The organism is Acidovorax sp. 1608163, assembly GCF_003669015.1.
Taxonomy (GTDB): domain Bacteria; phylum Pseudomonadota; class Gammaproteobacteria; order Burkholderiales; family Burkholderiaceae_C; genus Acidovorax.
In genome coordinates this window covers 2,376,699-2,398,690 of sequence record NZ_CP033069.1, presented here as the reverse complement: position 1 = coordinate 2,398,690, position 21,992 = coordinate 2,376,699, and the positions used below count along the sequence as shown (strand labels likewise).

Sequence of the window (21,992 nt, the reverse complement as noted above, 5' to 3'; positions counted from 1 at the left end):
GGAATGACGGATCAAGTGCAATGCGTTGTGGTGGGTGCTGGTGTCGTGGGCTTGGCGGTGGCCCGGGCGCTGGCGTTGCGGGGAATGGAAGTGATGGTGCTGGAGGCGGCCGATGCCATTGGCACCGGCACCAGCACCAGCTCTCGCAACAGCGAAGTCATACACGCAGGCCTGTACTACCCTCCAGGCTCACTCAAGGCCCGCCTGTGTGTGGAGGGGCGCAACATGCTCTACGCCTATGCCAGTGAACGGGGCATAGGCCACCATCGCTGCGGCAAGTTGCTGGTAGCCACGGCAGAGGAGCAACGCGCGGGTCTGCAAAGCATTTACGAACGGGCACAGGCCAACGGCGTCACGGACCTGCACTGGCTTGACCGCGACCAAGCCCGAGCGATGGAGCCCGCACTGGAGTGCATTGCGGCCTTGTATTCCCCCAGCACCGGCATCATTGACAGCCACGGGCTCATGCTGGCCCTGCAAGGTGATCTTGAAAACGCAGGCGGTCTTGTAGTGCTCAATTCGCCTCTGGCGCACGCACGCATTGCGCAAGAAGCTATTGAATTGATAGCATCCGATGGCACCCAGCTCCACGCACAGTATTTGATCAATGCCGCAGGGCTTCATGCGCCCCAACTGGCACACGCCTTTGAAGGGTTGGACCCTGCCCACATTCCTGTGGCGCGCTTTGCCAAAGGCAGCTATTTCACGTTGGCAGGCAAAGCCCCTTTCAAGCATTTGATTTACCCGGCGCCCGAAGCCGCCGGACTGGGCGTGCACCTGACGCTGGACTTGGGCGGGCAGGCCAAGTTTGGGCCCGATGTGCAATGGGTGGACTCTGCTGAAGATCTGCTGGTCGATCCACGCCGTGGCGACGCTTTTTATGCGGAGGTGCGCAAGTACTGGCCGGCCTTGCCCGATGGTGCGTTGGCTCCTGGCTACGCAGGCATGCGCCCCAAAATCAGCGGCCCGCATGATCCTGCAGCCGACTTCTGCATCCAAGGGCAAGCCACCCACGGCACCCCAGGCTTGGTCAATCTGTTTGGCATTGAATCCCCCGGCTTGACCAGCGCTCTGGCCATTGGCGAACATGTGGCGCAAATGTTGGTGCAGCCCACTGCCAATTTGTAGCGCCCCACTGAGCCAGCGCAGACGTTGTAACCCTATGCGTCAGTGTCCTACAGCCCGCCGCTGCATGGCAACGCTAAGATGCACCAGCAGCCACCCCATGGTTTCATCCTTTTTGGTTTGACTTGTTTTTGAAAGGGTTTGTATGAGTGCCTCTGAAACTTCCTCCACCCAAGGTGAACTGGAAAAATTGGTGTCTGACCTGCGCGGCCTGCTGGCCAACAAGGACCTGGATGCGGTGCCAGAGATCAAGCTGCTGCGCCAGCGCCTGGACGATGGAATCCATTCGGCCCGCGAATCGGCCATCCGTGCCGCGCAAGATGCGGCCCGCCAAGCCAAGGACGCAGCCCTGGCTGCCGACCGCTATGCCCACGATGAGCCCTGGCGTGTTGCCGGTGCGGCCCTGGCTGTAGGCGCGTTGGTGGGCTTTTTGCTTGCACGCCGCTAAGGCTGTGCACCCACCCACTGGCGCGCAGCAAGGCCACGCATGAACTGGATCTCCCTGCTCGGACTGGACCACCTGCTGGCGCGCGTTCGCGTGGTCGCCATTGAAGGGGCCATCGCTGCGGAGGATCGCCTGGATTTGGCGCGCCTGGAATGGCAGGACCAAAAGCGCAGCCTGCTGCAACTGCTGATTTTGGCGGTGGCTGTCACCGGGCTCACGGTGGTGAGCATGGTGGTGCTCTCCATTGCCGTGGTCGTGCATTTTTGGGATACGCCGCACCGGGGCCTGGCAGGCTGGCTGGTCAGCGCTGTTTGGCTGGTGCTGTGGGTATTGGCTCTGGTTGGGCTGCTGCGCGCGGCGCGGCGGGCGGGCAATGGTTTTGCCCTGACGCGGCAAGAGCTGGCCCAGGACTGGCGCGATATCAAGGAGCAGCTATGAGCCCAGATGGCCGCCACGGACAATCGGTGCGCACAGCTGTACCTGTCATCGTCCCCACCTTGGAGCAGCAAAAGGTGCTGCTGCGCATCTCCGCGCAACGCGAACGCATTCGGGAGCGCCGAGCCGCACGTTTTCTGGCCCAACAGCAAACGCTGGATGCCGGTAACCCAGGCGCGGGCGACTCACTGATTCTGCAAGGGGTGGCTTTTGCCAAGCAGCACCCTGCCGCCGTGGCGGCCGTTGCTGCGGCGGCGATGGCCTTGGGGCCGCGGCGTCTCATTCGCTGGATGGGCGTCGCCTTGCCTTGGATTGTGCGATTGCGGCGTTAGTGGCACATGGCTAGGCTGCCTCAGGGCCGGTGGTTTTTTGACCCCCGGCCTTTTTTGTTTCAGCTCACATGCATCAGCGATGCACGGCCGCCGCTTTGATCGCTGCCGCTGCAGCGGACACCAAGCCTGGCCCTTCGTAGATCAGCCCTGTGTAGATTTGCACCACATCGGCGCCAGCCTCGATCTTGCTCACGGCATCGCTGGCGCTCATGATGCCGCCCACACCGATGATGGGAAACTGGGCGCCCAGCTCAGCCCGCAGTTGCCGGATGACCCGGTTGCTGGCCTGCAATACCGGTGAGCCGCTGAGCCCACCGGTCTCAGTGGCATGGGCCAGCCCTTGGACCGCATCGCGGGCGATGGTGGTGTTGGTGGCGATGACACCGTCCATGCCATGTCGCTTCAAGGTGGCAGCAATCACAGCCACCTGGGCTTCGTCCAGGTCTGGGGCAATTTTTACGAAGATAGGAACGCGCCGCTTGCCCGCAGCCGTTGCACTGCCCGAAGGAGCATCTTGTGAAGCCAGCCACTCGCGGCGTTCAGCGATGGCCGCCAGCAAGTTGTCCAGGGCTTCATCGCTTTGCAGTGCGCGCAGGTTTTGTGTGTTGGGCGAGCTGATATTCACCGTCACATAGTCCGCATGCGGATAGACGCCATCCAGGCACGTCAGGTAATCGCTGGTGGCATTTTCGATCGGTGTTGCAGCGTTCTTGCCAATGTTCAAGCCCAGCAGCATGGGGGTGACACCACGAGCCTGGCGAAATTGCGCTTGCTGCACATTGCGCACAAAGGCGTCCAGCCCTTCATTGTTGAAGCCCAGGCGATTGATCAGGGCCTTGGCTTGCGGCAAGCGAAACATGCGCGGTTTGGGGTTGCCCGGCTGGCCTTTGGGCGTCACGGTGCCTACCTCGACAAAACCGAATCCCATGGCGCCCAGGGCATCAATGCAGCGGGCATTTTTGTCCAGGCCCGCAGCCATCCCCACCCGGTTAGGGAACCGCAGTCCAGCCAGCTCCACGGGGTCTTCCACCCGGCTTTGACACCAAGCCCACTGCAGTGGGGTGCGCTGCCCCTTGGCCAGAAGGTTCATGGTGAGGTCGTGTGCGGCCTCGGGGTCCATGCCGAACAGAAAGGGGCGGGTGAGAGCGTAGGGAATGAGGGACATGGGACGATAATTGAAGGATTACCTCCGATTTTCTCTCATGACGACACCTTCCTCACTGACCCAAGACGAACTCAAAGCCCTGGTGGGCCAGGCCGCTTTGCACTATGTGGTGCCCGGCGATATCGTGGGCGTGGGCACAGGCTCCACGGTCAACAAGTTCATCGATGCGCTGGCCAGCATCAAGGGCGACATCAAAGGCGCAGTGTCCAGCTCTGTGGCCAGCACCGAACGCCTGCTGGCGCTGGGCATACCTGTGCTGGATGCCAATGAAGTGGACTCCCTGTCGGTCTACATCGATGGCGCTGACGAGATTGATGGCCAGGGCCACATGGTCAAGGGCGGCGGCGCGGCACTGACCCGCGAAAAAATCGTTGCGGCCCTGGCCCAGCGTTTCGTCTGCATTGCAGATGAAACCAAGCGTGTCGAAGTCCTGGGCAAGTTCCCGCTGCCAGTGGAGGTGATCCCCATGGCGACCCAGCACATCGCTCGCCGTTTTGCGGCCATGGGCGGTGTGGCTACCGTCCGCCAAAAAGACGGCAAGCCGCTGGTGACCGACAACGGCCAGCACATTCTGGACGTGACGGGCCTGTCGATTGCCGAGCCGCTGAAGTTCGAGTCAGAAGTGAACCAGTGGCCCGGTGTGGTAACCGTGGGCGTGTTTGCACACCAGAAGGCGGCGGTGTGCTTGCTGGGTACAGCGCAGGGTGTGAAAACGCTGGTTTATTGAGGCAAACAAAAAAGGCGCATTCCTTGAATGCGCCTTTTTGATAGGAAGACCGCAAGCAGGTGCTCAGAACTTCAAGCCTGCCGGGTTGTTGGGGTTGGGGGCATTGGGGTCTGCCGGTGGAGCGGGAGGCCGTACGCGGCGCCCAGTTTCGGCGGTGGCGGCATCTGATGCCGAGGCGGCTGGCGCGGCCTTGGCGGGTTGGGTCAAAGGCGTTGCCGCTGGACGCCGATAGTTGGTAGGGAGCTGCGATGTTTTGGGATACCCCGCCGCATCCAGGTACTGCGTCCACTCCGACTCCGAGAAGCCCGAAAGGTTTTGGCCTCCGATTTTGGCGAAAGGCAGGCTGGAGTCGCTGCCCAGATTGGTCAGGGCTTGCAGGTCTTCGTTGGTGTTGATAGTGCGCTCGGTAAACGGAACACCACGGGACACCAGCAAGCGCCTTCCACTGTCGCAGGGGGGGCAATTCTGTCCAGTGAAAATCGTCACAGGAAACCGTGCGGCCACTTTGCCCAGCTCGTAAGGCAGGCCAGCGCCAGCACTGTCACCTCCGCCTGTAGTGGTGACAACTGCCGGACTGTTCTTAGATGGCGTCTCTGGGGCCTTGTCAGAAAACGTGACTTTGCCATCTGGGCCAACAATACGGTACACCGTCTGGGCCTGTGCACCGACGGCAAGCAGCGCCAACATCAATGGCAAGGTCAGGGCTTTGAGCTGCATGGTGAATTTCCTCGTGGGGTACTTGGGACAACGGCGCATCATAGAGGCTACGAGGCCTGGGCCATACCCTGGTGTCGCAGCAACGCATCAAGCTGCGGCTCGCGGCCACGGAAGGCCTTGAACGACTCCATGGCAGGGCGGCTGCCCCCAGCCTCCAGGATGGCCTTGCGGTACTTGCGTCCGGTTTCGATGCTGGGCAGGCCATCGGCCCCCATGGTTTCCTCGAAAGCAGCGTAAGCGTCGGCACTGAGCACTTCTGCCCATTTGTAGCTGTAGTAACCCGCTGCGTAGCCGCCCGCAAAAATATGGCTGAAGGTGTGCGCAGTGCGGCTGAATTCCGGGGGCTGCAGCACAGCCACTTCATTGCGGACCTGCGTCAGCAGGGGCATCACGTCGTTGGCTGGGTCGTGCTCGGTGTGGAGCAGCATGTCAAACAAGGCAAATTCGATTTGCCGCAGCGTTTGCATACCGCTCTGGAAGTTCTTGGCCGCAATCATCTTGTCAAACAATGCACGTGGCAGCGACTCGCCCGTGTCCACATGGGCGGTCATGTGCTTGAGCACGTCCCATTCCCAGCAGAAGTTCTCCATGAACTGGCTGGGCAACTCCACCGCATCCCACTCCACACCGCCAATGCCGGACACATCACGCTCATTCACCTGGGTGAGCATGTGGTGAAGGCCGTGACCGAACTCGTGGAAGAGGGTGATGACATCGTCGTGCGTGAGCAGTGCGGGCTTGCCGTCCACGCTGTCTGCAAAGTTGCACACTAGATGGGCCACCGGCGTTTGCACCGCGCCCGTGTCCGGGCGCAGCCAGCGGGTGCGCACATCGTCCATCCAGGCGCCGCCACGCTTGCCGGTGCGGGCGGGCTGGTCCAGATAGAACTGGCCGACCAGTTGCGTGCCCATGTGGGCTCCCTCCGGGTGTGTGCGTTCAATGCGATAGAACTCGACCGAGGGGTGCCAGACTGGGGCGCTGTCGCGCCGAATGGCCACTTCAAACAGGGTTTCGATGATTTTGAACAGGCCTGCCAGGACCTTGGGCGCGGTGAAGTACTGTTTGACTTCCTGCTCGCTGAACGCATAGCGCGCCTCTTTGAGCTTTTCGGCCACATAGGGCCAGTCCCACGCCTGGGGGGACGCCAGACCCAGCTCGGTGCGGGCAAACTCGCGCAGATCGGCCACGTCTTTCTCTGCGTAAGGGCGGGCACGTTGGGCCAAGTCGCGCAAAAAGTGCGTTACTTCGGCGGGCGACTTGGCCATCTTGGGCACCACGGAGACTTCGCCAAAGTTGGCATAGCCCAGCAACTGGGCTTCTTCCTTGCGCAAGGCGAGGATCTCGCCCATCAGCGCGGTGTTGTCAAACTTGCGCGCATCCCCCTCGGCTTGGTCAGATGCCCGGGTCACGTAAGCGCGGTACATCTTTTCGCGCAGCGCAGCCTGCGCGGCAAACTGCATCACCGGCAGGTAGCAAGGCATCTTGAGAGTGAGCTTGTAGCCCTCTTTGCCCTCGGCCTGGGCAGCCGCCAGGGCGGCTTGCTGCACATCCGCGGGCACGCCTTGCAGCTCGGGCTCGGTAGCGTAGTAGGCAAACGCATCAGTGGCATCCAGGGCGTTTTCGCTGAACTTCTGGCTCAGCTCCGCCTGGCGCTCCTGAATCTTGGCAAACCGTTCCTTGGCCGCCCCAACCAGCTCAGCACCGCTGAGCACAAAGTTGCGAACCGCATTCTGGTGCGCCTGGCGTTGCTCGGCATTCAGGGTGCTTGGGTCAATGGCCTTGTACTTTGCATACAGGCGCTCATCGGCACCCAGACGGGTCCAGAACTCTGTGACCTGGGGCAGGGCGGCGTTGTAGGCGGCGCGCAGCTCGGCGGTATCGGCCACGCTGTTGAGGTGGCTGACGGCCCCCCACGCAATGCCCAGTTGTTCCGTGGCCACGTCCAGCACCTTGGCAATTGCATCCCAGCGGGCTGGAAAGTCTGCGGCGGTCACCGTATCTAGTGCGGCGTTGGCGCGCTCCAGCAGGGCGTCGACAGCGGGGGCTACGTCGGCGGGTTGGATGCGATCGAACGCGGGCAGGGTGGAGAAGTCGAGGAGGGCGTTGCTCATGCGGATGTAGATAACGGCGCAGTGCGCAGGTTCAAGTTGCCAAGCGGCCGCAAGCGGCTTTTTACCGAAGGTTTACCCGGCGGCGCGTTCAGCGGCCTCCAGGGTGTTGACCAGCAGCATGGTGATGGTCATGGGGCCCACGCCGCCTGGCACGGGGGTGATGTGGCTGGCCACGGCCTTGACGCCTTCAAAGTCCACGTCGCCGCAGAGCTTGCCTTCGTCGTTGCGGTTCATGCCCACATCCAGCACCACGGCGCCGGGTTTGACCATGTCTGCCGTGAGCACGTTGCGCTTGCCCACGGCGGCCACGATCACATCGGCCTGCAGGGTGAGTGCTTTCAAGTCAGCGGTGCGCGAATGGCAAACGGTGACCGTGGCGTCCTTTTGCAGCAGCATCAGCGCCATGGGTTTGCCCACGATGTTGCTGCGGCCAATGACCACAGCGTGCTTACCCTTGAGGTCGTAGCCAATGCTCTCCAGCATTTTCATGCAGCCATAGGGTGTGCAGGGCCAAAAACCGGGCATGCCGGTCATCAGTGCCCCGGCGCTGGCGATGTGAAAGCCGTCCACGTCCTTGGCGGGCGAGATGGCTTCGATCACTTTTTGGGCGTCGATATGGGCTGGCAGGGGCAACTGCACCAGGATGCCGTGGATGCTGGGGTCGTTGTTCAGGGCCTCCACGCGGGCCAGCAGCTCGGCCTCGCTCATGCTGGCGTCGTACTTTTCCAGCACCGAATGCAGGCCGCTGTCTTCGCAGGCCTTGACCTTGTTGCGCACATACACCTGGCTGGCAGGGTTATCGCCCACCAGCACTACGGCCAGGCCGGGGGTAACGCCGCGCGCTTTCAGGGCCGCAGCACGTTCGGCGACTTCGGTGCGCAGTTGGCGGGAAAGTGCGTTGCCGTCGATGGGTTGAGCAGTCATTCTGATCTTCAAATAAAAACAGCCGCTAGCGCAAGTTAGATAAGCGCTAGCAGCTATGAAAAAAGGAGCAATCAGCCCTTGGGTGCGTTTTGCCCCAGGGCAATCTTCAGCAGGTCGGCCACGGTGTTGGCGTTGAGCTTTTCCATGATGTTGGCGCGGTGCGCTTCCACGGTCTTGATGCTGATGCCCAGGTCGTCGGCAATCTGCTTGTTCAAGCGGCCGGCCACGATGCGCTCCAGCACCTGAGCCTCGCGGCTGGTGAGCTTGGAGAGCAGGGCGTCACGGCTGGCGGCCTGTTGAAAGCCGGCGAAGGCCTCACGGGCATGGTCGAGCATGCGCTCCACCAGGCCCAGCAGTTCTTCTTCGTTGAAGGGTTTCTGGATGAAGTCCAGCGCGCCCTTCTTCATGGTGTTCACCGCCATGGGCACATCGCCGTGGCCGGTGATGAAAACGATGGGCAGGGGGGACTTGCGTTCGATCAAGCGGTCTTGCAATTCCAGGCCGGTCATGCCGCCCATGCGGATGTCCACGATCAGGCAGGCCACTTCGCGGGGGTCATAACGGGACAGGAAGGTCTCAGCCGAATCAAAGCAGCGCACCCGATAGTCCTTGCCCTCTAGCAGCCACTGCAAAGAGTCGCGGACGGCCTCATCATCATCAACAACGTATACGGTGCCTTTTTTCGGAATCAAGCTCATGCAATGGTCCTTGGAGTTTGTTCGTTTGCTACAGAGTTTGTAGTGTCATCGGCAGGCTTTGCCAGCGGCAGCCAGAAGGAGAATCGGCAGCCCGTGACCTCTGATCCATTGTAGATGTTCTGCGCCTGCATCCGCCCCTGGTGCGACTCGACGATGCTGCGGCACAGGTTCAGGCCCATGCCCATGCCTTCTTGCTTGGTAGAAAAGAACGCTTCAAACAGGCGCTCCAGCACCTCAGGGGCCAAGCCCTTGCCAGTGTCTTGCACCGAGAACTCCACCACCTCGCGCTCATCCACCTGCTTGGGCACCACGCGCAACTCCACACTGCGGCCCGATGCTGGGCGCTCGGCATGCTGGATCGATTCGGCGCCGTTCTTCATGAGGTTCACCAGCACTTGCTCGATGAGGATGGTGTCGGCCATCACGGGGGGCAAGCGGGCTGCGATGTAGTGCGTGAGGCGCACGTTGTGCCGCCGCAGTTCGATGTCAGCCAGCTCCACCGCTTCAGACACCATGTGGTGCACGTCGGCCAGCGTGCGGTTGGGTTCGCTCTTTTTCACGAAGGCGCGTATGCGCTGAATGATCTGCCCCGCGCGCTGGGCTTGGTGGGCCGTCTTTTGCAGGGCCGTCAGCAGGGCCTCTTCGGTCAGTTGGCCGCTTTGAATGCGCGAGACCATGCCGCTGCAGTAGTTGTTGATGGCGGTGAGCGGCTGGTTCAGCTCGTGCGCCACGCTGGACGCCATCTCGCCCATGGTGATGAGGCGGCTGACCGACTGCGCCCGTTCTGCCTGCCGGTCCGCCTGCTCCTCGGCCAGGCGCCGGGGCGTGATGTCGGTGGCAATCACCATCTGGGCCAGTCGGCCATCCACCCAGTTTAGGTAGCGCGAGCGCACCTCCAGCCACTTGCCCAGATCGGGCAGGTAGATCTCGGCGTTTTCCGAGCGGGCGCTGGTCAACGGGTCGGTGGGCAGGCCCATCAGGCCATCTTCATCGTCCACGCCGCTGCTGGTGCTGCTGGCCACCGGCAACACACCCGCCTGGGCCACCAGCTGCAGGTGGCCTGCTGTTTGGGAGCCAAACCACTGCCGGTACAGCTTGTTGGCAAACAGCAGCTCCTGGCTGCCCAGCGGCGCCACGGACACGGATGCATCCAGAGACTCCAGCACGATCGTGAAGCGCTCATGTGCGGCCGTCAGCTGCTGGCGCACACGGTTGGGCTCGGTGATGTCGGTCATCGAGGTCATCCAGCCGGTTTGCTGCCCATGCGCGTCGATCAGCGGCGACACATACAACCGTGCATCGAACAGGCTGCCGTTCTTGCGCTGCACGCGCACCTGAAACCCGCCCGCCACACTGCGGCCACTGATTTCGTCCCGCAGCTTGGCGTGCAAGGCTTCATGGTCTTCCTTGGGCCAATAAGGGTAGGGGGGCAGCAAGCCCACCAGCTCGGCTTCGCTCCAGCCCGTCATCTGGCACAGCGCGGCGTTCACATAAGTAATACGCCCCTCCATGTCCAGGGCGCGCATGCCCGTCAGGATGGAGTTCTCCATCGCTCGGCGGAAATTGGTCTCGGCCACCAGCGCCTGCTGGGCCTGCAAACGGCGGCGGGTATGGCGCCAGGTGGCAATCAGCATCCACGCAGTCATGGCGCTCAGGGTGCCCACCAACCAGAAGAGCCCACTGCCCACCACCCCAAGTGATGTGCGATAGGCCTGCGCTCGCAGCACCAGCCCGTTGCCTACGGGCGATACGGGCACTTCGTATTCGTTGGCCTTGGGCGTCCAGGGCAGCAAGTGGCTGGCGGGGTTGCGTGCTGGCAGCGGGGTGCCCGCCAGCACCTGGCTGCGCCCATCGAGCAGGGTCACGGCGTAGCGCGCCAGCACCTCGGTGGGGGTGCCATAGCGCAGCAGGCTGTCAATCGAATACTCGCCCAGCACCACGCCAGCGAATTTGCCCTGGTTATTCAATGGCACCTGCAGCTGCAGCAGGGGCGACACATCGCCCTTGGCCGCTGCGGGCTGTGCATACACGGGCTGCTGCAGATCGCGCGCCAAGCCATAGGTATCGGCCGTGTCCCCCGGCTTGAGCACTTCGCCCGCAACCCGAAGCTGCGGGCTCGACAGGGTGGGCGCGGCATGGCTGGCACGGATCTTCCGGCGCTCGTCAATCCAGGTGATAGCCTGCAGCTCGGGGTACTGGCTGATGAGGGCCTCAGCCCGGTTCACGAATTCCGCACGCTCCAGCTCCTGATTGGACAGGTCGCGTGCGATGCGCATGAGCTGCTCTTGCCGCTCCAGCAACCGCAGGCGCACCCGCTGCTGGGCATATTCCACGTCGCGGCGCAAGGCTTCTTGTTCGCGCTCCGCCTCCTCGGCCCTCAAATACCAGAACGCGGCCACGATGGCGGCCAGGAACATCATCACCGCCGCCAAGGGCGCCAGGGCGGCAAACCGGTCTTGTCGCGTAGGCGAAAGGCTGCGCCACCATTTGCGCCACCAGCGCGCTGGCGCGGCAATGGCAGAGGGGGCTGCGATGGGCTCTGAGCTTGTATCCATGGCCGAAGTGTAGAGGACGGGCGTGCACTTTTCAGCAGCTGAAATTATGTGCGTTTGCAGCATTTTTTCTTAATATGAAATTCAAAAGCACGATTTGAAATGATGAAAAAATGTGCGAAACTACGCCCGATTTTTGCCCGCTGCACTTCACAGGAGACAAAGCATGTCAGCTCAGCCCGACCCAAAGGCCGGCCTCGGTATCGGCACCGACGCAGACCAGCAGGAAACCCGCGAATGGATGGATGCCCTGTCCGCCGTCATTGAAAAAGAGGGCGCTGAGCGTGCCCACTCCCTGCTCGAACAACTGCTGGAACACGCCCGCCAGAGCAGCATTGACATGCCGTTCTCTGCCAACACCGGCTATGTGAACACCATTGAGCCTGACAAAGAGGCCCACTGCCCCGGCAACATCGCCATCGAAAAGCGCCTGCGCGCCTACATGCGCTGGAACGCCATGGCCATGGTGGTGCGCGCCAACCGCCTGAACCCCGCCGACGGTGGCGATCTGGGCGGCCACATCGGCTCCTTCGCCTCGGTGGCCAGCATGTTCGGTGCGGGCTTCAACCACTTCTGGCATGCCGCCAGCGAAGACCACGGCGGTGACCTGCTGTACATCCAGGGCCACAGCGCGCCCGGCATCTATGCCCGCGCCTACCTCGAAGGCCGCCTGAGCGAAGAGCAGCTCGACAGCTTCCGCCAGGAAGTGGACGGCAAGGGCCTGTCCAGCTACCCGCATCCCAAGCTGATGCCCGAGTTCTGGCAGTTCCCCACGGTGTCCATGGGCTTGGGCCCGCTGATGGCCATCTACCAGGCCCGCTTCCTCAAGTACCTGCACGCCCGTGGCATTGCCAACACCGAAAACCGCAAGGTCTGGGTGTTCTGCGGCGACGGCGAGATGGACGAACCCGAATCGCTGGGCGCCATCGGCCTGGCCGCGCGTGAAAACCTCGACAACCTGGTGTTCGTCATCAACTGCAACCTGCAGCGCCTGGACGGCCCGGTGCGGGGCAACGGCAAGATCGTGCAAGAGCTCGAAGGCGAATTCCGCGGCGCAGGCTGGAACGTCATCAAGCTGCTGTGGGGCAATGGCTGGGACACCTTGCTGGCCCGCGACAAGACCGGCAAGCTCAAGCAGCTGATGATGGAAACCCTGGACGGCGACTACCAGGCCATGAAGGCCAACGACGGTGCCTTCGTTCGCAAGAACTTCTTTGGCAAGTACCCCGAGACCGCCAAGCTCGTCGAGCACATGACCGACGAAGAGATCTTCGAGCTGCGCCGCGGCGGCCATGAGCCCGCCAAGGTGTACGCCGCCTTCCACGCTGCCAACGCGCACAAGAACCAGCCCACCGTGCTGCTGGTCAAGACCGTGAAGGGCTACGGCATGGGCAAGGCCGGTGAAGGCAAGAACACCGTGCACCAGACCAAGAAGCTGTCGGACGAAGACATCAAGTACATCCGCGACCGCTTCGCGATCCCGATCCCGGACAGCCAACTGGCCGACATCCCTTACTACAAGCCGGCTGACGACACGCCGGAAATGCGCTATCTGCAAGAGCGCCGCAAGGCCCTGGGCGGCTACCTGCCCAAGCGCCTGCCCAAGGCAGACGAGCACTTCACCGTTCCATCGCTGGACACCTTCAAGGCCGTGCTGGAGCCCACCGCCGAAGGCCGTGAAATCTCCACAACCCAGGCCTACGTGCGTTTCCTGACGCAACTGCTGCGCGACCAGGCCCTGGGCCCACGCGTGGTGCCCATCCTGGTGGACGAAGCCCGCACGTTTGGTATGGAAGGCCTGTTCCGCCAGATCGGTATCTACAACCCCAAGGGCCAGCTGTACACCCCGGTGGACCGCGACCAGGTGATGTACTACCGCGAAGACAAGGCTGGCCAGATCCTGCAAGAAGGCATCAACGAAGCCGGCGGCATGGCCAGCTGGATTGCCGCAGCCACCAGCTACAGCACGAACAACCGGATCATGATCCCGTTCTACGTGTACTACTCGATGTTCGGCTTCCAGCGCATTGGCGATCTGGCCTGGGCAGCGGGCGACATGCAGGCGCGTGGCTTCTTGCTGGGCGGTACCTCGGGCCGCACCACGCTCAACGGCGAAGGCTTGCAGCACGAAGACGGTCACAGCCACATCCTGGCCAACACCATTCCCAACTGCGTGAGCTACGACCCCACCTTCGCCCACGAAGTCGGCGTGATCATGCACCATGGCCTCAAGCGCATGGTCGAGCGCCAGGAAAACGTCTTCTACTACCTGACGCTGCTGAACGAAAACTACCCCATGCCTGGCCTGCAGCCCGGCACGGAAGAGCAGATCATCAAGGGCATGTACCTGTGCAAGCCCGGTGCAGACGGCAACAAGCGCGTGCAACTGCTGGGCTCGGGCACCATCCTGCGTGAATCGCTGGAAGCCCAGACCCTGCTGGCCGCCGACTGGGGTGTGCAAGCCGACGTGTGGAGCTGCCCAAGCTTCAACGAGCTGACCCGCGAAGGCCAGGACGCTGACCGCTGGAACCTGCTGCACCCGCTGGAAACCCCACGCGTGCCATTCGTCACGCAGCAACTGGGCAGCCGCAGCGGCCCCATGGTGGCGTCGACCGACTACATGAAGGCCTACGCTGAGCAGATTCGCCCCTTCGTTCCCAAGGGCCGCACCTACCGCGTGCTGGGCACCGACGGCTTTGGCCGCAGCGACTTCCGCAGCAAGCTGCGCGAGCACTTCGAGGTGAACCGCCACTACATCGTGATCGCCGCCCTGAAGGCACTGGCAGACGATGGCGTGGTGCCCGTGGCCAAGGTGGCCGAAGCGATTGCCAAGTACGGCATCAACGCTGACAAGATCAACCCGCTGTACGCGTAACCCCTACCGGAGACAACAATGGCATTGGTCAACATTCAAGTCCCGGACATCGGGGATTTCGATGAAGTCGGCGTGATCGAGTTGCTCGTGAAAGTGGGCGACACCGTCAAGGCCGAGCAATCGCTCATCACAGTGGAGTCCGACAAGGCCTCCATGGAGATCCCCTCCAGCCACGCTGGCGTGGTCAAGGAACTCAAGGTGGTTCTGGGCGACAAGGTCAAACAAGGCTCGGTGATTGCTGTGGTTGAAGCCGCAGGTGTGGCAGCGGCCGCCCCTGAGGCTGCAGCACCAGCTCCCGCAGCGGCTGCGGCGCCCGCCCCGGTGGCGGCCCCAGCACCTGTGGCCCCCGTGGCTGCGGCCGTTGCAGGCCCCGTGGAAGTGCGCGTGCCTGACATCGGCGATTTCAAGGACGTGGCCGTCATTGAGTTGCTGGTCAAGGTGGGCGACACCATCGCTCTGGAGCAATCGCTCTTCACCGTCGAATCGGACAAGGCCTCCATGGAGATCCCTTCGCCCGCCGCAGGCGTGCTCAAGGAGCTCAAGGTCAAGATCGGTGACACCGTGAACATCGGTGATCTGATGGCCATCCTCGAAGGTGTGGCCAGCACTGCGGCGGCAGCCCCTGCCGCGCCCGTCGCTGCGGCACCGGCAGCAGCCCCAGCCATTGCTGCTGCAGCCCCCGCTGTGGCCGTGGCCACCGTGGCTGCGCCAGCGGCGCATCAGCCAGGCGCAGGCACGCTGGGCCTGCCCCACGCCAGCCCCTCGGTGCGCAAGTTCGCTCGCGAGCTGGGTGTGCCACTCGAAGAAGTCAAGGGCACCGGCCCCAAGGGTCGCATTACGCAAGACGACATCCAGAGCTTTACCAAGCAAGTGATGAGCGGCGCTGCGCAAACCAAGGCCCAGGCCGCCAAGGCACCCGCTGCCAGCGGTGGCTCCGGCGTCGGTCTGGACCTGCTGCCCTGGCCCAAGGTCGACTTCGCCAAGTTCGGCCCGGTGGAGCGCAAGGACCTTTCGCGCATCAAGAAAATCAGCGGTGCCAACCTGCACCGCAACTGGGTCGTCATCCCGCACGTCACCAACCACGACGACGCGGACATCACCGACCTCGAAGCCTTCCGCGTGCAGTTCAACAAGGAAAACGAGAAGAGTGGCGTCAAGGTCACCATGCTCGCCTTCATGATCAAGGCCGCCGTGGCCGCGCTCAAGAAGTTCCCCGAGTTCAACAGCTCGCTCGACGGCGACCAACTGGTGCTCAAGAACTACTTCCACATCGGCTTTGCGGCCGATACGCCCAACGGCCTCGTTGTGCCCGTCATCCGCGATGCAGACAAGAAGGGCATCGTCCAAATCTCGCAAGAGATGGGCGACCTGGCCAAGAAGGCGCGCGACGGCAAGCTGGGCCCGGCCGACATGACCGGTGGCTGCTTCTCCATCAGCTCGCTGGGCGGTATTGGTGGTCGTTACTTCACGCCCATCATCAACGCCCCCGAAGTCGCCATCATGGGCGTGTGCAAGAGCACCCTGGAGCCCAAGTGGGACGGCAAGCAATTCGCACCGCGTCTCATGCTGCCACTGAGCCTGAGTTGGGACCACCGCGTGATCGACGGCGCCAGCGCCGCGCGCTTCAATGTGTACTTTGCCTCGCTGCTGGCGGACTTCCGCCGCATCGTGATGTAACGCGAGGGAGCGACACATGGCAATCATCGACATCAAGGTGCCCGACATCGGCGACTTCGCCGAAGTGGCCATCATCGAAGTGCTGGTTAAACCCGGCGACACCATCAAGGCCGAGCAAAGCCTTATCACCGTGGAGTCTGACAAGGCCTCCATGGAGATCCCCTCCAGCCACGCTGGCGTGGTCAAAGAGCTGAAAGTGAAGCTGGGCGACAAAATCGCCGAAGGCGCCGTGGTGCTGACGCTGGAAGTGCAGGGCGCTGCCGCTGCAGCCCCTGTTGCGGCCCCCGCACCAGCGGCACCTGTGGCTGCGGCATCTGAGCCAAAATCGGCTCCAGCGCCCGCCCCACAAGCGCAAGCAGCTATCAATCCAGTAGCATCCAGCTTTGCTGGCGCGGCCGACCTGGAGTGCGACGTGCTCGTGCTGGGCGGTGGCCCTGGCGGCTACAGCGCAGCCTTCCGCGCGGCCGATCTGGGCCTCAAGGTCGTCATCGTCGAACGTTACGCAACGCTCGGTGGCGTGTGCCTGAACGTGGGCTGCATCCCGTCCAAGGCGCTGCTGCACGTGGCCGCCGTCATGGACGAGGTCAGCCATCTGTCCGCCGCAGGCATTGACTTTGGCGCCCCCAAGGTCAACGTCGACATGCTGCGCGGCCACAAGGAAAAGGTCATCGGCAAGCTGACCGGTGGCCTGGCCGCCATGGCCAAAATGCGCAAGGTCACCACCGTGCGCGGCTACGGGGCCTTTGTGGGCGCCAACCATGTCGAGGTCGAAGAAACCACCGGCACGGGCCAGGAGAAGACGGGCACCAAGAAGGTCATTGCCTTCAAGAAGGCCATCATCGCCGCTGGCAGCCAGGCCGTGCGCCTGCCCTTCATGCCCGACGATCCACGCGTGGTCGACTCCACCGGCGCCCTGGCGCTCAAGGAAGTCCCCAAGCGCATGCTCATCCTGGGCGGCGGCATCATCGGCCTGGAAATGGGCACCGTGTACAGCACCCTGGGCGCGCGCCTGGACGTGGTCGAAATGATGGACGGCCTGATGCAGGGTGCCGACCGCGACCTCGTCAAGATCTGGCAGAAGATGAACGCCCCGCGCTTCGACAACATCATGCTCAAGACCAAGACGGTGGGGGCCAAGGCCACGCCTGAAGGCATTGAAGTGACGTTTGCCGCAGCGGAAGAGGGCGGCACCGCCCCCGCGCCCCAGGTCTACGACCTGGTCCTGCAGGCCGTGGGCCGCACGCCCAACGGCAAGAAGATCGCCGCCGATAAGGCTGGCGTGGCTGTCACAGACCGTGGCTTCATCAACGTCGACATCCAGATGCGCACCAACGTGCCGCACATCTTCGCCATCGGCGACATCGTGGGCCAGCCCATGCTGGCGCACAAGGCGGTGCATGAAGCGCACGTGGCGGCTGAAGTCATCGCCGGTGAACTGCAGGGCAACAAGGAACTGGCAGCCGCTGCCTTCAATGCCCGGGTGATTCCGTCGGTGGCCTATACCGACCCCGAAGTGGCATGGGTCGGCCTGACGGAAGACCAAGCCAAGGCCCAAGGCATCAAGGTCAAGAAGGGCCTGTTCCCCTGGACGGCCTCCGGCCGCGCCATTGCCAACGGCCGCGACGAGGGCGTGACCAAGCTGCTGTTCGACGACTCGCCCGAGGCCCACGGCCACGGCAAGATCCTGGGTGGCGGCATCGTGGGCACCCATGCGGGCGACATGATCGGCGAAATCGCGCTGGCCATTGAGATGGGCGCCGACGCGGTGGACATCGGCAAGACCATCCACCCGCACCCCACGCTGGGCGAAAGCATCGGCATGGCGGCAGAGATTGCGCACGGCAGCTGCACGGACGTGCCGCCCGCACGCAAGTAAGGCGCCCACACAGCACAGGTTTGGCGGGAGCCCGGTACCCAGTCTGGAGACGAGCCATGGCAGTCAAGAAGTTTCCCAAAGCCCCCGCCCACCCCGAGCGGGTGTGTTGGGGCTGCAACCTCTACTGCCCCGCCAAAGACATGCGCTGTGGCAATGGCTCCGACCGCACGCAACACCCTGCGGAATTGTTCGGGGACGACTGGGATCAGTGGGGGCTGGATGCTGACGCTGAGGAAAAGTCGGCCAATAGCCTCAGTGCCAGTCCCCGCGAGCCAAACACCTGAAGCCGGGCCGTGGGCGCGCCGCCCGAGGCGGGTCAATGGACACAAACGGCGGTCCACATCCTTCAAAACAGGCTCCCATATTGGGCGGCGTGCAGCTTTGGTAAAAGACTGCATCTGCACCGATCTCCATGGCCGTCGAAGATAAACTTCCTTGAATACTTATTAAGAGAGATTCAGGGAGGATTACATGGAGCTGAAGTATCCAGCTGGGCCGCAGGCTTACCCAGAGGAATTGATCAAAGCCACTTCGTCTTACAAGCGCCACGCGTGGATTGCGCTGTTGGCGCTACTGGGTTTTGTCGCTTTTTACTTTTCGCTGTCAGGCTGGTTTGCCTGGAAGGCCTATGCGCTGATACGCGCAAGTTTGCAGGCTCCACACCAAGCCCTGTGGCTTTTCTTGGGCGGGGTGGCGTCGGGCTTTGTCGCGCTGTTCATGCTCAAAGCCATTTGGTTCGTCAAACGCAGCAATATGTCTGATCTCACCGAGATCACGAAAGACGAACAACCAGAGCTTTTTGCATTTCTGTACCGCTTGGCCGATGAAGCGCGTGCACCGCGACCACGCAAGGTCTTTCTTTCCGCACGGGTGAATGCGGCCGTTTTTTATGATTTATCGCTGCTGAACCTGATATTCCCATCTCGAAAGAACCTTGAGATTGGGTTACCCCTCGTCAACGTGCTGAACGCCTCTGAATTCAAGGCCGTTCTGGCCCATGAATTCGGGCATTTTGCGCAGCGGTCCATGGCGGTGGGGCGGTGGGTGTATGTCGCTCAGCAAATCGCGGGGCATGTGGTCGCCAAACGCGACAGCCTGGACGGGTTTCTGCGCAGTCTTTCGTCTTTCGATATTCGCGTTGCCTGGGTCGGCTGGATTCTTTCGCTCGTGGTGTGGGCGATCCGGTCCGTGGTGGACACGTTTTTCAAACTCGTTCTGGCGGCAGAACGCGCGCTGTCTCGCGAGATGGAGTTTCAGGCAGACAAGGTGTCTGTCAGCTTGACGGGCAGCGATGCACTCATCCATGCGCTGTACCGCTGCCAGTCCGCCGATATGGCCTGGGACCGAACGCTCGCGTTTGCCAATGCGGAGGTGCGCGCCGGGCGCGTGACGGCCGACTTGTTTGAAATCCAGTCGCTGATCATCGCCAAATTGCGCGAAATTCTGGATGACCCTACCTTCGGTGAGCCTGCGCAGCCGCAAGGTGACCCCAGCCAGCACCGCGTTTTCCAGCAGCAGATGGTGCAACCCTCCCGCATGTGGGCGAGCCATCCGCTCAATCACGAACGGGAATTCAACGCCAAGCAGATTTACCTGCCAGTGCCGCTGGAGGCCTGCTCGGCATGGACATTGTTCAGGGATGCCGAATCGCTCAAGCTCAAGACCTGCGCTGAAATGGTTGCGGCCATCGACCCGCCCCTGCCCGTGGCGAGTCGAGAGGAGTCGCTTGCGGCACTGGATGCGGAATACGGCAGGGAGTCTTATCAGCGCGTTTACAAGGGCCGCTATCTGGCGCGCCCCGTGACCCGGTACGCACATGTAGCGAGCGAACTCTATGCCGCAGAAGCTGGCGCGCCCGATGCAACAACGACAGGCACAGAGCTGTACCCCGATTCGCTGCGTGCCGATCTGCAGCAAATGGACCGGCTTGGTGAGGAGAAGAGCCAACTGCTGGCCATTCAAGACGGCGTGGCCAAGGCCGTTGATGGGGTCATTCGTTTTCGCGGTCGCACGCTGAAGCGCAAAGACGTGGGGGCCGCCTTGCAGACGGTCGAAAGCGAGATGAAAGCGCTGGACACGCGCATCGTCGCGCACGACCGCCTCTGCCGTTCGACGGCCCTGGCACTCGCACGCACAGCACGTTCGGGGTGGGAGAGTTACTGGCTGGGCTTGCTGTCGCTCGTTCACTACGCCGAGCACATGCAGGCCAACATCGCCGACGCACACAGCGCTCTGGCCAATGTGGTGTCTATGGTGACTGCCAAGCGCAAGGTCAATGACGACGAGCGCAACCGCTTGCAAAGCCACGCGATGGAACTGTACCGCCTGCTGCAAGAGGTGAATGCTGCGCGCGGATCATTGACGTTGGACGACGCGACGCTGCAGCGCTTGGGATCGGCCAGTTGGAGCGCACTGCTGGGCGAGTTCAATCTGGTGGCGCCGGGGTTGGGCAACATTGGCGATTGGTTGAATGTGATCGACAGCTGGATGCGGCCCGTTGCTGGCGCGCTGGGACAACTGCGTCGCACTGCGCTGGACCAGTTGCTGGAGACCGAGCGCCGCTTGCGAGAAACCGCAGGCAATGCGGATGCGATGGGGGACGCACCAGCGGCGCCCAATGTGCCCAAAAGCTACAGCAGCTTCACAACAGGTCAAGAGCGGCCTCTGCAAAAAAAGCTCGATTGGTGGTCACGCTTTCAAGTGGCGGATGGGTGGGGCCCAGGCGCCGCCCGATTGGTTGTGGCCGGGGCATTATCGGAAGCATTTTGGGCATGGGCGCCACCGTGGGCACCGCCACGCTGTGGGTGCACAACGGATTGGATCGCAAGGTCGTTTCTCAAGTAGGGAGCAAAACCATCACCCTCGCGCCGGGCGCAACGCAGAGCATGGGTGTGGACCTCGACAAGCCGTTGCGGCTGGGCGCCCGCACGGTGGAAGGCCAACAGATCGAGTCGTTTGAGGAAACGCCGGATGTCATCAGCGGCCAGTACATCTACAACATCGCCCAGGCCAGCCCCTTGGTGGAGTGGAGCGCGGGGTACGGAAACCAGAATGGATCGCCTCCGCACGAAGTTGCGGGCAGTCGGTGGGTTTCGACATCGGTTGATCATGTGCTGTCTGAGCCGCCAGCCAACATTCAAACCAAAGGTGGCGGCGGCACGCGGTCGGTGCTCAGCGCGGCGCAGGCCAACTCATGGCGATCCAATCTGGGGATGGCTGAAAAAGACAGCACCCGAAAGGCCGTAGTGCTTGCACACGCCCAGTGGGACGCGGCTGACTCTGTAAGTCTGAGGGATTGGTTGATGCAGGCATCTGATTTGCCGGAGTACCCGACGGTCTTGCAGCGCCGATTGGAGATCAACCCGCTGGATGTCATGACACTGCGCATCGAGCAAGATGTGGCCCCTAACCGGCAGGTGGTGTGCAAACGGCAGGCAACACTGTTCGCCCAGAATGCGAGCAACCCCGACATGCAGTACCTGGCTGTGCGCTGCATGGAAGAGGGCGCAGCGCGCGATGCCGCATTTGCAGCAGGGTACAAAAAGCACCCGAACAACCCTTGGTTCGCCTTGGTCAGTGCTTACGATGCCGCTGTGGCGGGCCGATGGGGGAATGCATACACCGCCTATGGTGTGGCCAGCAATCACCCTGCATTGAGAGAGTTTGTCGTGGTTGACATGGCCCGCATGCGGCGCCTGATGCAGGGCGTAGACGCCAACGTGCAAGACTTGTTGCCCAAGTCAGAGACTTTGCGCAGCAATTACAGCCTTGAAACAGGCAAAGACATCTCCGACAGCGCGCAAGCAAAAATCTATTTTGATCTCCATCGGGGTCAGGTGGAGTCTGCCGCCAGGCGCTGGAACGCCAACAAGGGTGGCGAGCGTGCCTTGCGACTGATTGCGGCATCGGATGGTGCTCCCGCCGAAATCATCGAACGCAGCTTGAAGCTGTTGCCCGACCAAGGCATCGACGGCGACGTGTATTGGAGCGCCTTGGGGTTGGCATTGCGCCACCAGCGCAATGTCGAACCGTTGCTGGCCAAGCTCAATGCCAGCAGCAGTGACGAGTCCCTTGCGCTGCGCAAATTCGTTGCCATCATGCAGACGACGCGCAATGCCGCGCAGGCCGAGAAGGCATTGCAAAACGAGCCGCCACAACGTCGCGCGCAAGCCTACGTCGTCGGCTTGATCGTGCTGGGCAAGCAGGCGCCGCCTGCGTGGCGCGAATTTGCCAAGCGGGCCTTGCTGGTCACTGAACGCCCCTATCTGGGGTAGCTCCAAAGCGGCCTTGAATCACGCTGGCGCACCAGAATCGGTCCCAGAGCCGAGGCATC

At 62.4% G+C, this 21,992-nt stretch carries 17 protein-coding genes; 11 read left to right on the top strand and 6 right to left on the bottom strand.

The genetic code is table 11. The annotated features are described in order from the left end of the window. Nucleotides 1-3: 3 nt before the first annotated feature. The 4 genes from EAG14_RS10715 to EAG14_RS10700 all read left to right on the top strand — a co-directional run bounded on the left by EAG14_RS10715 (nt 4) and on the right by EAG14_RS10700 (nt 2,337). Nucleotides 4-1,128 carry an NAD(P)/FAD-dependent oxidoreductase gene (locus tag EAG14_RS10715; RefSeq protein WP_121730415.1) on the top strand — a complete coding sequence of 375 codons (1,125 nt, stop codon included), beginning with the start codon at nt 4-6 and terminating at the stop codon, nt 1,126-1,128. Nucleotides 1,129-1,270: 142 nt separating this feature from the next. Then, nucleotides 1,271-1,573 carry a DUF883 family protein gene (locus tag EAG14_RS10710; protein ID WP_099655417.1) on the top strand — a complete coding sequence of 101 codons (303 nt, stop codon included), beginning with the start codon at nt 1,271-1,273 and terminating at the stop codon, nt 1,571-1,573. A 39-nt stretch (nt 1,574-1,612) separates the two neighbouring features. Continuing rightward, on the top strand, nt 1,613-2,008 hold the full coding sequence (locus EAG14_RS10705) for a phage holin family protein (RefSeq protein WP_121728846.1): 396 nt from the start codon (nt 1,613-1,615) through the stop codon (nt 2,006-2,008). Continuing rightward, nucleotides 2,005-2,337, top strand: a complete 333-nt coding sequence (locus EAG14_RS10700) for a hypothetical protein (protein ID WP_121728845.1) — start codon at nt 2,005-2,007, stop codon at nt 2,335-2,337. The genes EAG14_RS10705 and EAG14_RS10700 overlap by 4 nt, the downstream gene beginning before the upstream one ends. 73 nt (nt 2,338-2,410) lie before the next feature. Here EAG14_RS10700 and EAG14_RS10695 read toward each other — a convergent pair whose 3' ends face one another. After that, nucleotides 2,411-3,502 carry a quinone-dependent dihydroorotate dehydrogenase gene (locus EAG14_RS10695; RefSeq protein ID WP_121728844.1) on the bottom strand — a complete coding sequence of 364 codons (1,092 nt, stop codon included), beginning with the start codon at nt 3,500-3,502 and terminating at the stop codon, nt 2,411-2,413. A 37-nt stretch (nt 3,503-3,539) separates the two neighbouring features. On the opposite strand from EAG14_RS10695, the gene rpiA reads away from it, so the two are divergent. Further along, nucleotides 3,540-4,229 (top strand): ribose-5-phosphate isomerase RpiA, encoded by a 690-nt coding sequence (gene rpiA, locus EAG14_RS10690; RefSeq protein WP_121728843.1) that lies wholly within the window; start codon nt 3,540-3,542, stop codon nt 4,227-4,229. 63 nt (nt 4,230-4,292) lie between these two features. Here rpiA and EAG14_RS10685 read toward each other — a convergent pair whose 3' ends face one another. The 5 genes from EAG14_RS10685 to EAG14_RS10665 all read right to left on the bottom strand — a co-directional run bounded on the left by EAG14_RS10685 (nt 4,293) and on the right by EAG14_RS10665 (nt 11,234). Further along, entirely contained in the window at nt 4,293-4,946 is a 654-nt protein-coding gene (locus tag EAG14_RS10685) for a glutaredoxin family protein (RefSeq protein ID WP_121728842.1), read from the bottom strand. Between the two features lie 47 nt (nt 4,947-4,993). Then, nucleotides 4,994-7,057: a M3 family metallopeptidase gene (locus EAG14_RS10680; RefSeq protein ID WP_121728841.1), complete on the bottom strand. Its 2,064-nt coding sequence runs from the start codon at nt 7,055-7,057 to the stop codon at nt 4,994-4,996. 72 nt (nt 7,058-7,129) lie between these two features. Beyond that, complete coding sequence (folD, locus tag EAG14_RS10675) at nt 7,130-7,981, bottom strand: bifunctional methylenetetrahydrofolate dehydrogenase/methenyltetrahydrofolate cyclohydrolase FolD (protein WP_099655424.1); 852 nt, start codon at nt 7,979-7,981, stop codon at nt 7,130-7,132. A gap of 71 nt (nt 7,982-8,052) precedes the next feature. After that, a complete protein-coding gene (locus EAG14_RS10670; protein ID WP_099655425.1) occupies nt 8,053-8,679 on the bottom strand; it encodes a response regulator transcription factor in 627 nt (208 codons plus the stop codon). Then, nucleotides 8,676-11,234 carry a PAS domain S-box protein gene (locus EAG14_RS10665; RefSeq protein ID WP_099658625.1) on the bottom strand — a complete coding sequence of 853 codons (2,559 nt, stop codon included), beginning with the start codon at nt 11,232-11,234 and terminating at the stop codon, nt 8,676-8,678. The genes EAG14_RS10670 and EAG14_RS10665 overlap by 4 nt, the downstream gene beginning before the upstream one ends. Nucleotides 11,235-11,397: 163 nt before the next feature. Here EAG14_RS10665 and aceE point away from each other — a divergent pair, with 163 nt between their 5' ends. From aceE to EAG14_RS10635, 6 genes are all read left to right on the top strand, one after another. After that, nucleotides 11,398-14,106 (top strand): pyruvate dehydrogenase (acetyl-transferring), homodimeric type, encoded by a 2,709-nt coding sequence (gene aceE / locus EAG14_RS10660; RefSeq protein WP_121728840.1) that lies wholly within the window; start codon nt 11,398-11,400, stop codon nt 14,104-14,106. Between the two features lie 18 nt (nt 14,107-14,124). After that, the gene (aceF, locus tag EAG14_RS10655) at nt 14,125-15,783 is read left to right on the top strand and encodes a dihydrolipoyllysine-residue acetyltransferase (RefSeq protein WP_121728839.1); all 1,659 of its coding nucleotides are present in this window, start codon (nt 14,125-14,127) and stop codon (nt 15,781-15,783) included. A 16-nt stretch (nt 15,784-15,799) separates the two neighbouring features. Then, complete coding sequence (gene lpdA / locus EAG14_RS10650) at nt 15,800-17,659, top strand: dihydrolipoyl dehydrogenase (protein WP_121728838.1); 1,860 nt, start codon at nt 15,800-15,802, stop codon at nt 17,657-17,659. 56 nt (nt 17,660-17,715) lie between these two features. Beyond that, entirely contained in the window at nt 17,716-17,943 is a 228-nt protein-coding gene (locus EAG14_RS10645; RefSeq protein ID WP_099655429.1) for a DUF3079 domain-containing protein, read from the top strand. Nucleotides 17,944-18,130: 187 nt separating this feature from the next. After that, the gene (locus EAG14_RS10640; protein ID WP_121728837.1) at nt 18,131-20,503 is read left to right on the top strand and encodes a M48 family metallopeptidase; all 2,373 of its coding nucleotides are present in this window, start codon (nt 18,131-18,133) and stop codon (nt 20,501-20,503) included. After that, a complete protein-coding gene (locus EAG14_RS10635) occupies nt 20,443-21,933 on the top strand; it encodes a hypothetical protein (RefSeq protein WP_162995965.1) in 1,491 nt (496 codons plus the stop codon). The genes EAG14_RS10640 and EAG14_RS10635 overlap by 61 nt, the downstream gene beginning before the upstream one ends. The last annotated feature ends 59 nt before the right edge of the window (nt 21,934-21,992 follow it).

Coding starts and splice junctions, on each gene's coding strand:
- EAG14_RS10715 (WP_121730415.1), top strand. CDS start 4: ATGACGGATCAAGTGCAATGCGTTGTGGTGGGTGCTGGTGTCGTGGGC.
- EAG14_RS10710 (WP_099655417.1), top strand. CDS start 1,271: ATGAGTGCCTCTGAAACTTCCTCCACCCAAGGTGAACTGGAAAAATTG.
- EAG14_RS10705 (WP_121728846.1), top strand. CDS start 1,613: ATGAACTGGATCTCCCTGCTCGGACTGGACCACCTGCTGGCGCGCGTT.
- EAG14_RS10700 (WP_121728845.1), top strand. CDS start 2,005: ATGAGCCCAGATGGCCGCCACGGACAATCGGTGCGCACAGCTGTACCT.
- EAG14_RS10695 (WP_121728844.1), bottom strand. CDS start 3,502: ATGTCCCTCATTCCCTACGCTCTCACCCGCCCCTTTCTGTTCGGCATG.
- rpiA (WP_121728843.1), top strand. CDS start 3,540: ATGACGACACCTTCCTCACTGACCCAAGACGAACTCAAAGCCCTGGTG.
- EAG14_RS10685 (WP_121728842.1), bottom strand. CDS start 4,946: ATGCAGCTCAAAGCCCTGACCTTGCCATTGATGTTGGCGCTGCTTGCC.
- EAG14_RS10680 (WP_121728841.1), bottom strand. CDS start 7,057: ATGAGCAACGCCCTCCTCGACTTCTCCACCCTGCCCGCGTTCGATCGC.
- folD (WP_099655424.1), bottom strand. CDS start 7,981: ATGACTGCTCAACCCATCGACGGCAACGCACTTTCCCGCCAACTGCGC.
- EAG14_RS10670 (WP_099655425.1), bottom strand. CDS start 8,679: ATGAGCTTGATTCCGAAAAAAGGCACCGTATACGTTGTTGATGATGAT.
- EAG14_RS10665 (WP_099658625.1), bottom strand. CDS start 11,234: ATGGATACAAGCTCAGAGCCCATCGCAGCCCCCTCTGCCATTGCCGCG.
- aceE (WP_121728840.1), top strand. CDS start 11,398: ATGTCAGCTCAGCCCGACCCAAAGGCCGGCCTCGGTATCGGCACCGAC.
- aceF (WP_121728839.1), top strand. CDS start 14,125: ATGGCATTGGTCAACATTCAAGTCCCGGACATCGGGGATTTCGATGAA.
- lpdA (WP_121728838.1), top strand. CDS start 15,800: ATGGCAATCATCGACATCAAGGTGCCCGACATCGGCGACTTCGCCGAA.
- EAG14_RS10645 (WP_099655429.1), top strand. CDS start 17,716: ATGGCAGTCAAGAAGTTTCCCAAAGCCCCCGCCCACCCCGAGCGGGTG.
- EAG14_RS10640 (WP_121728837.1), top strand. CDS start 18,131: ATGGAGCTGAAGTATCCAGCTGGGCCGCAGGCTTACCCAGAGGAATTG.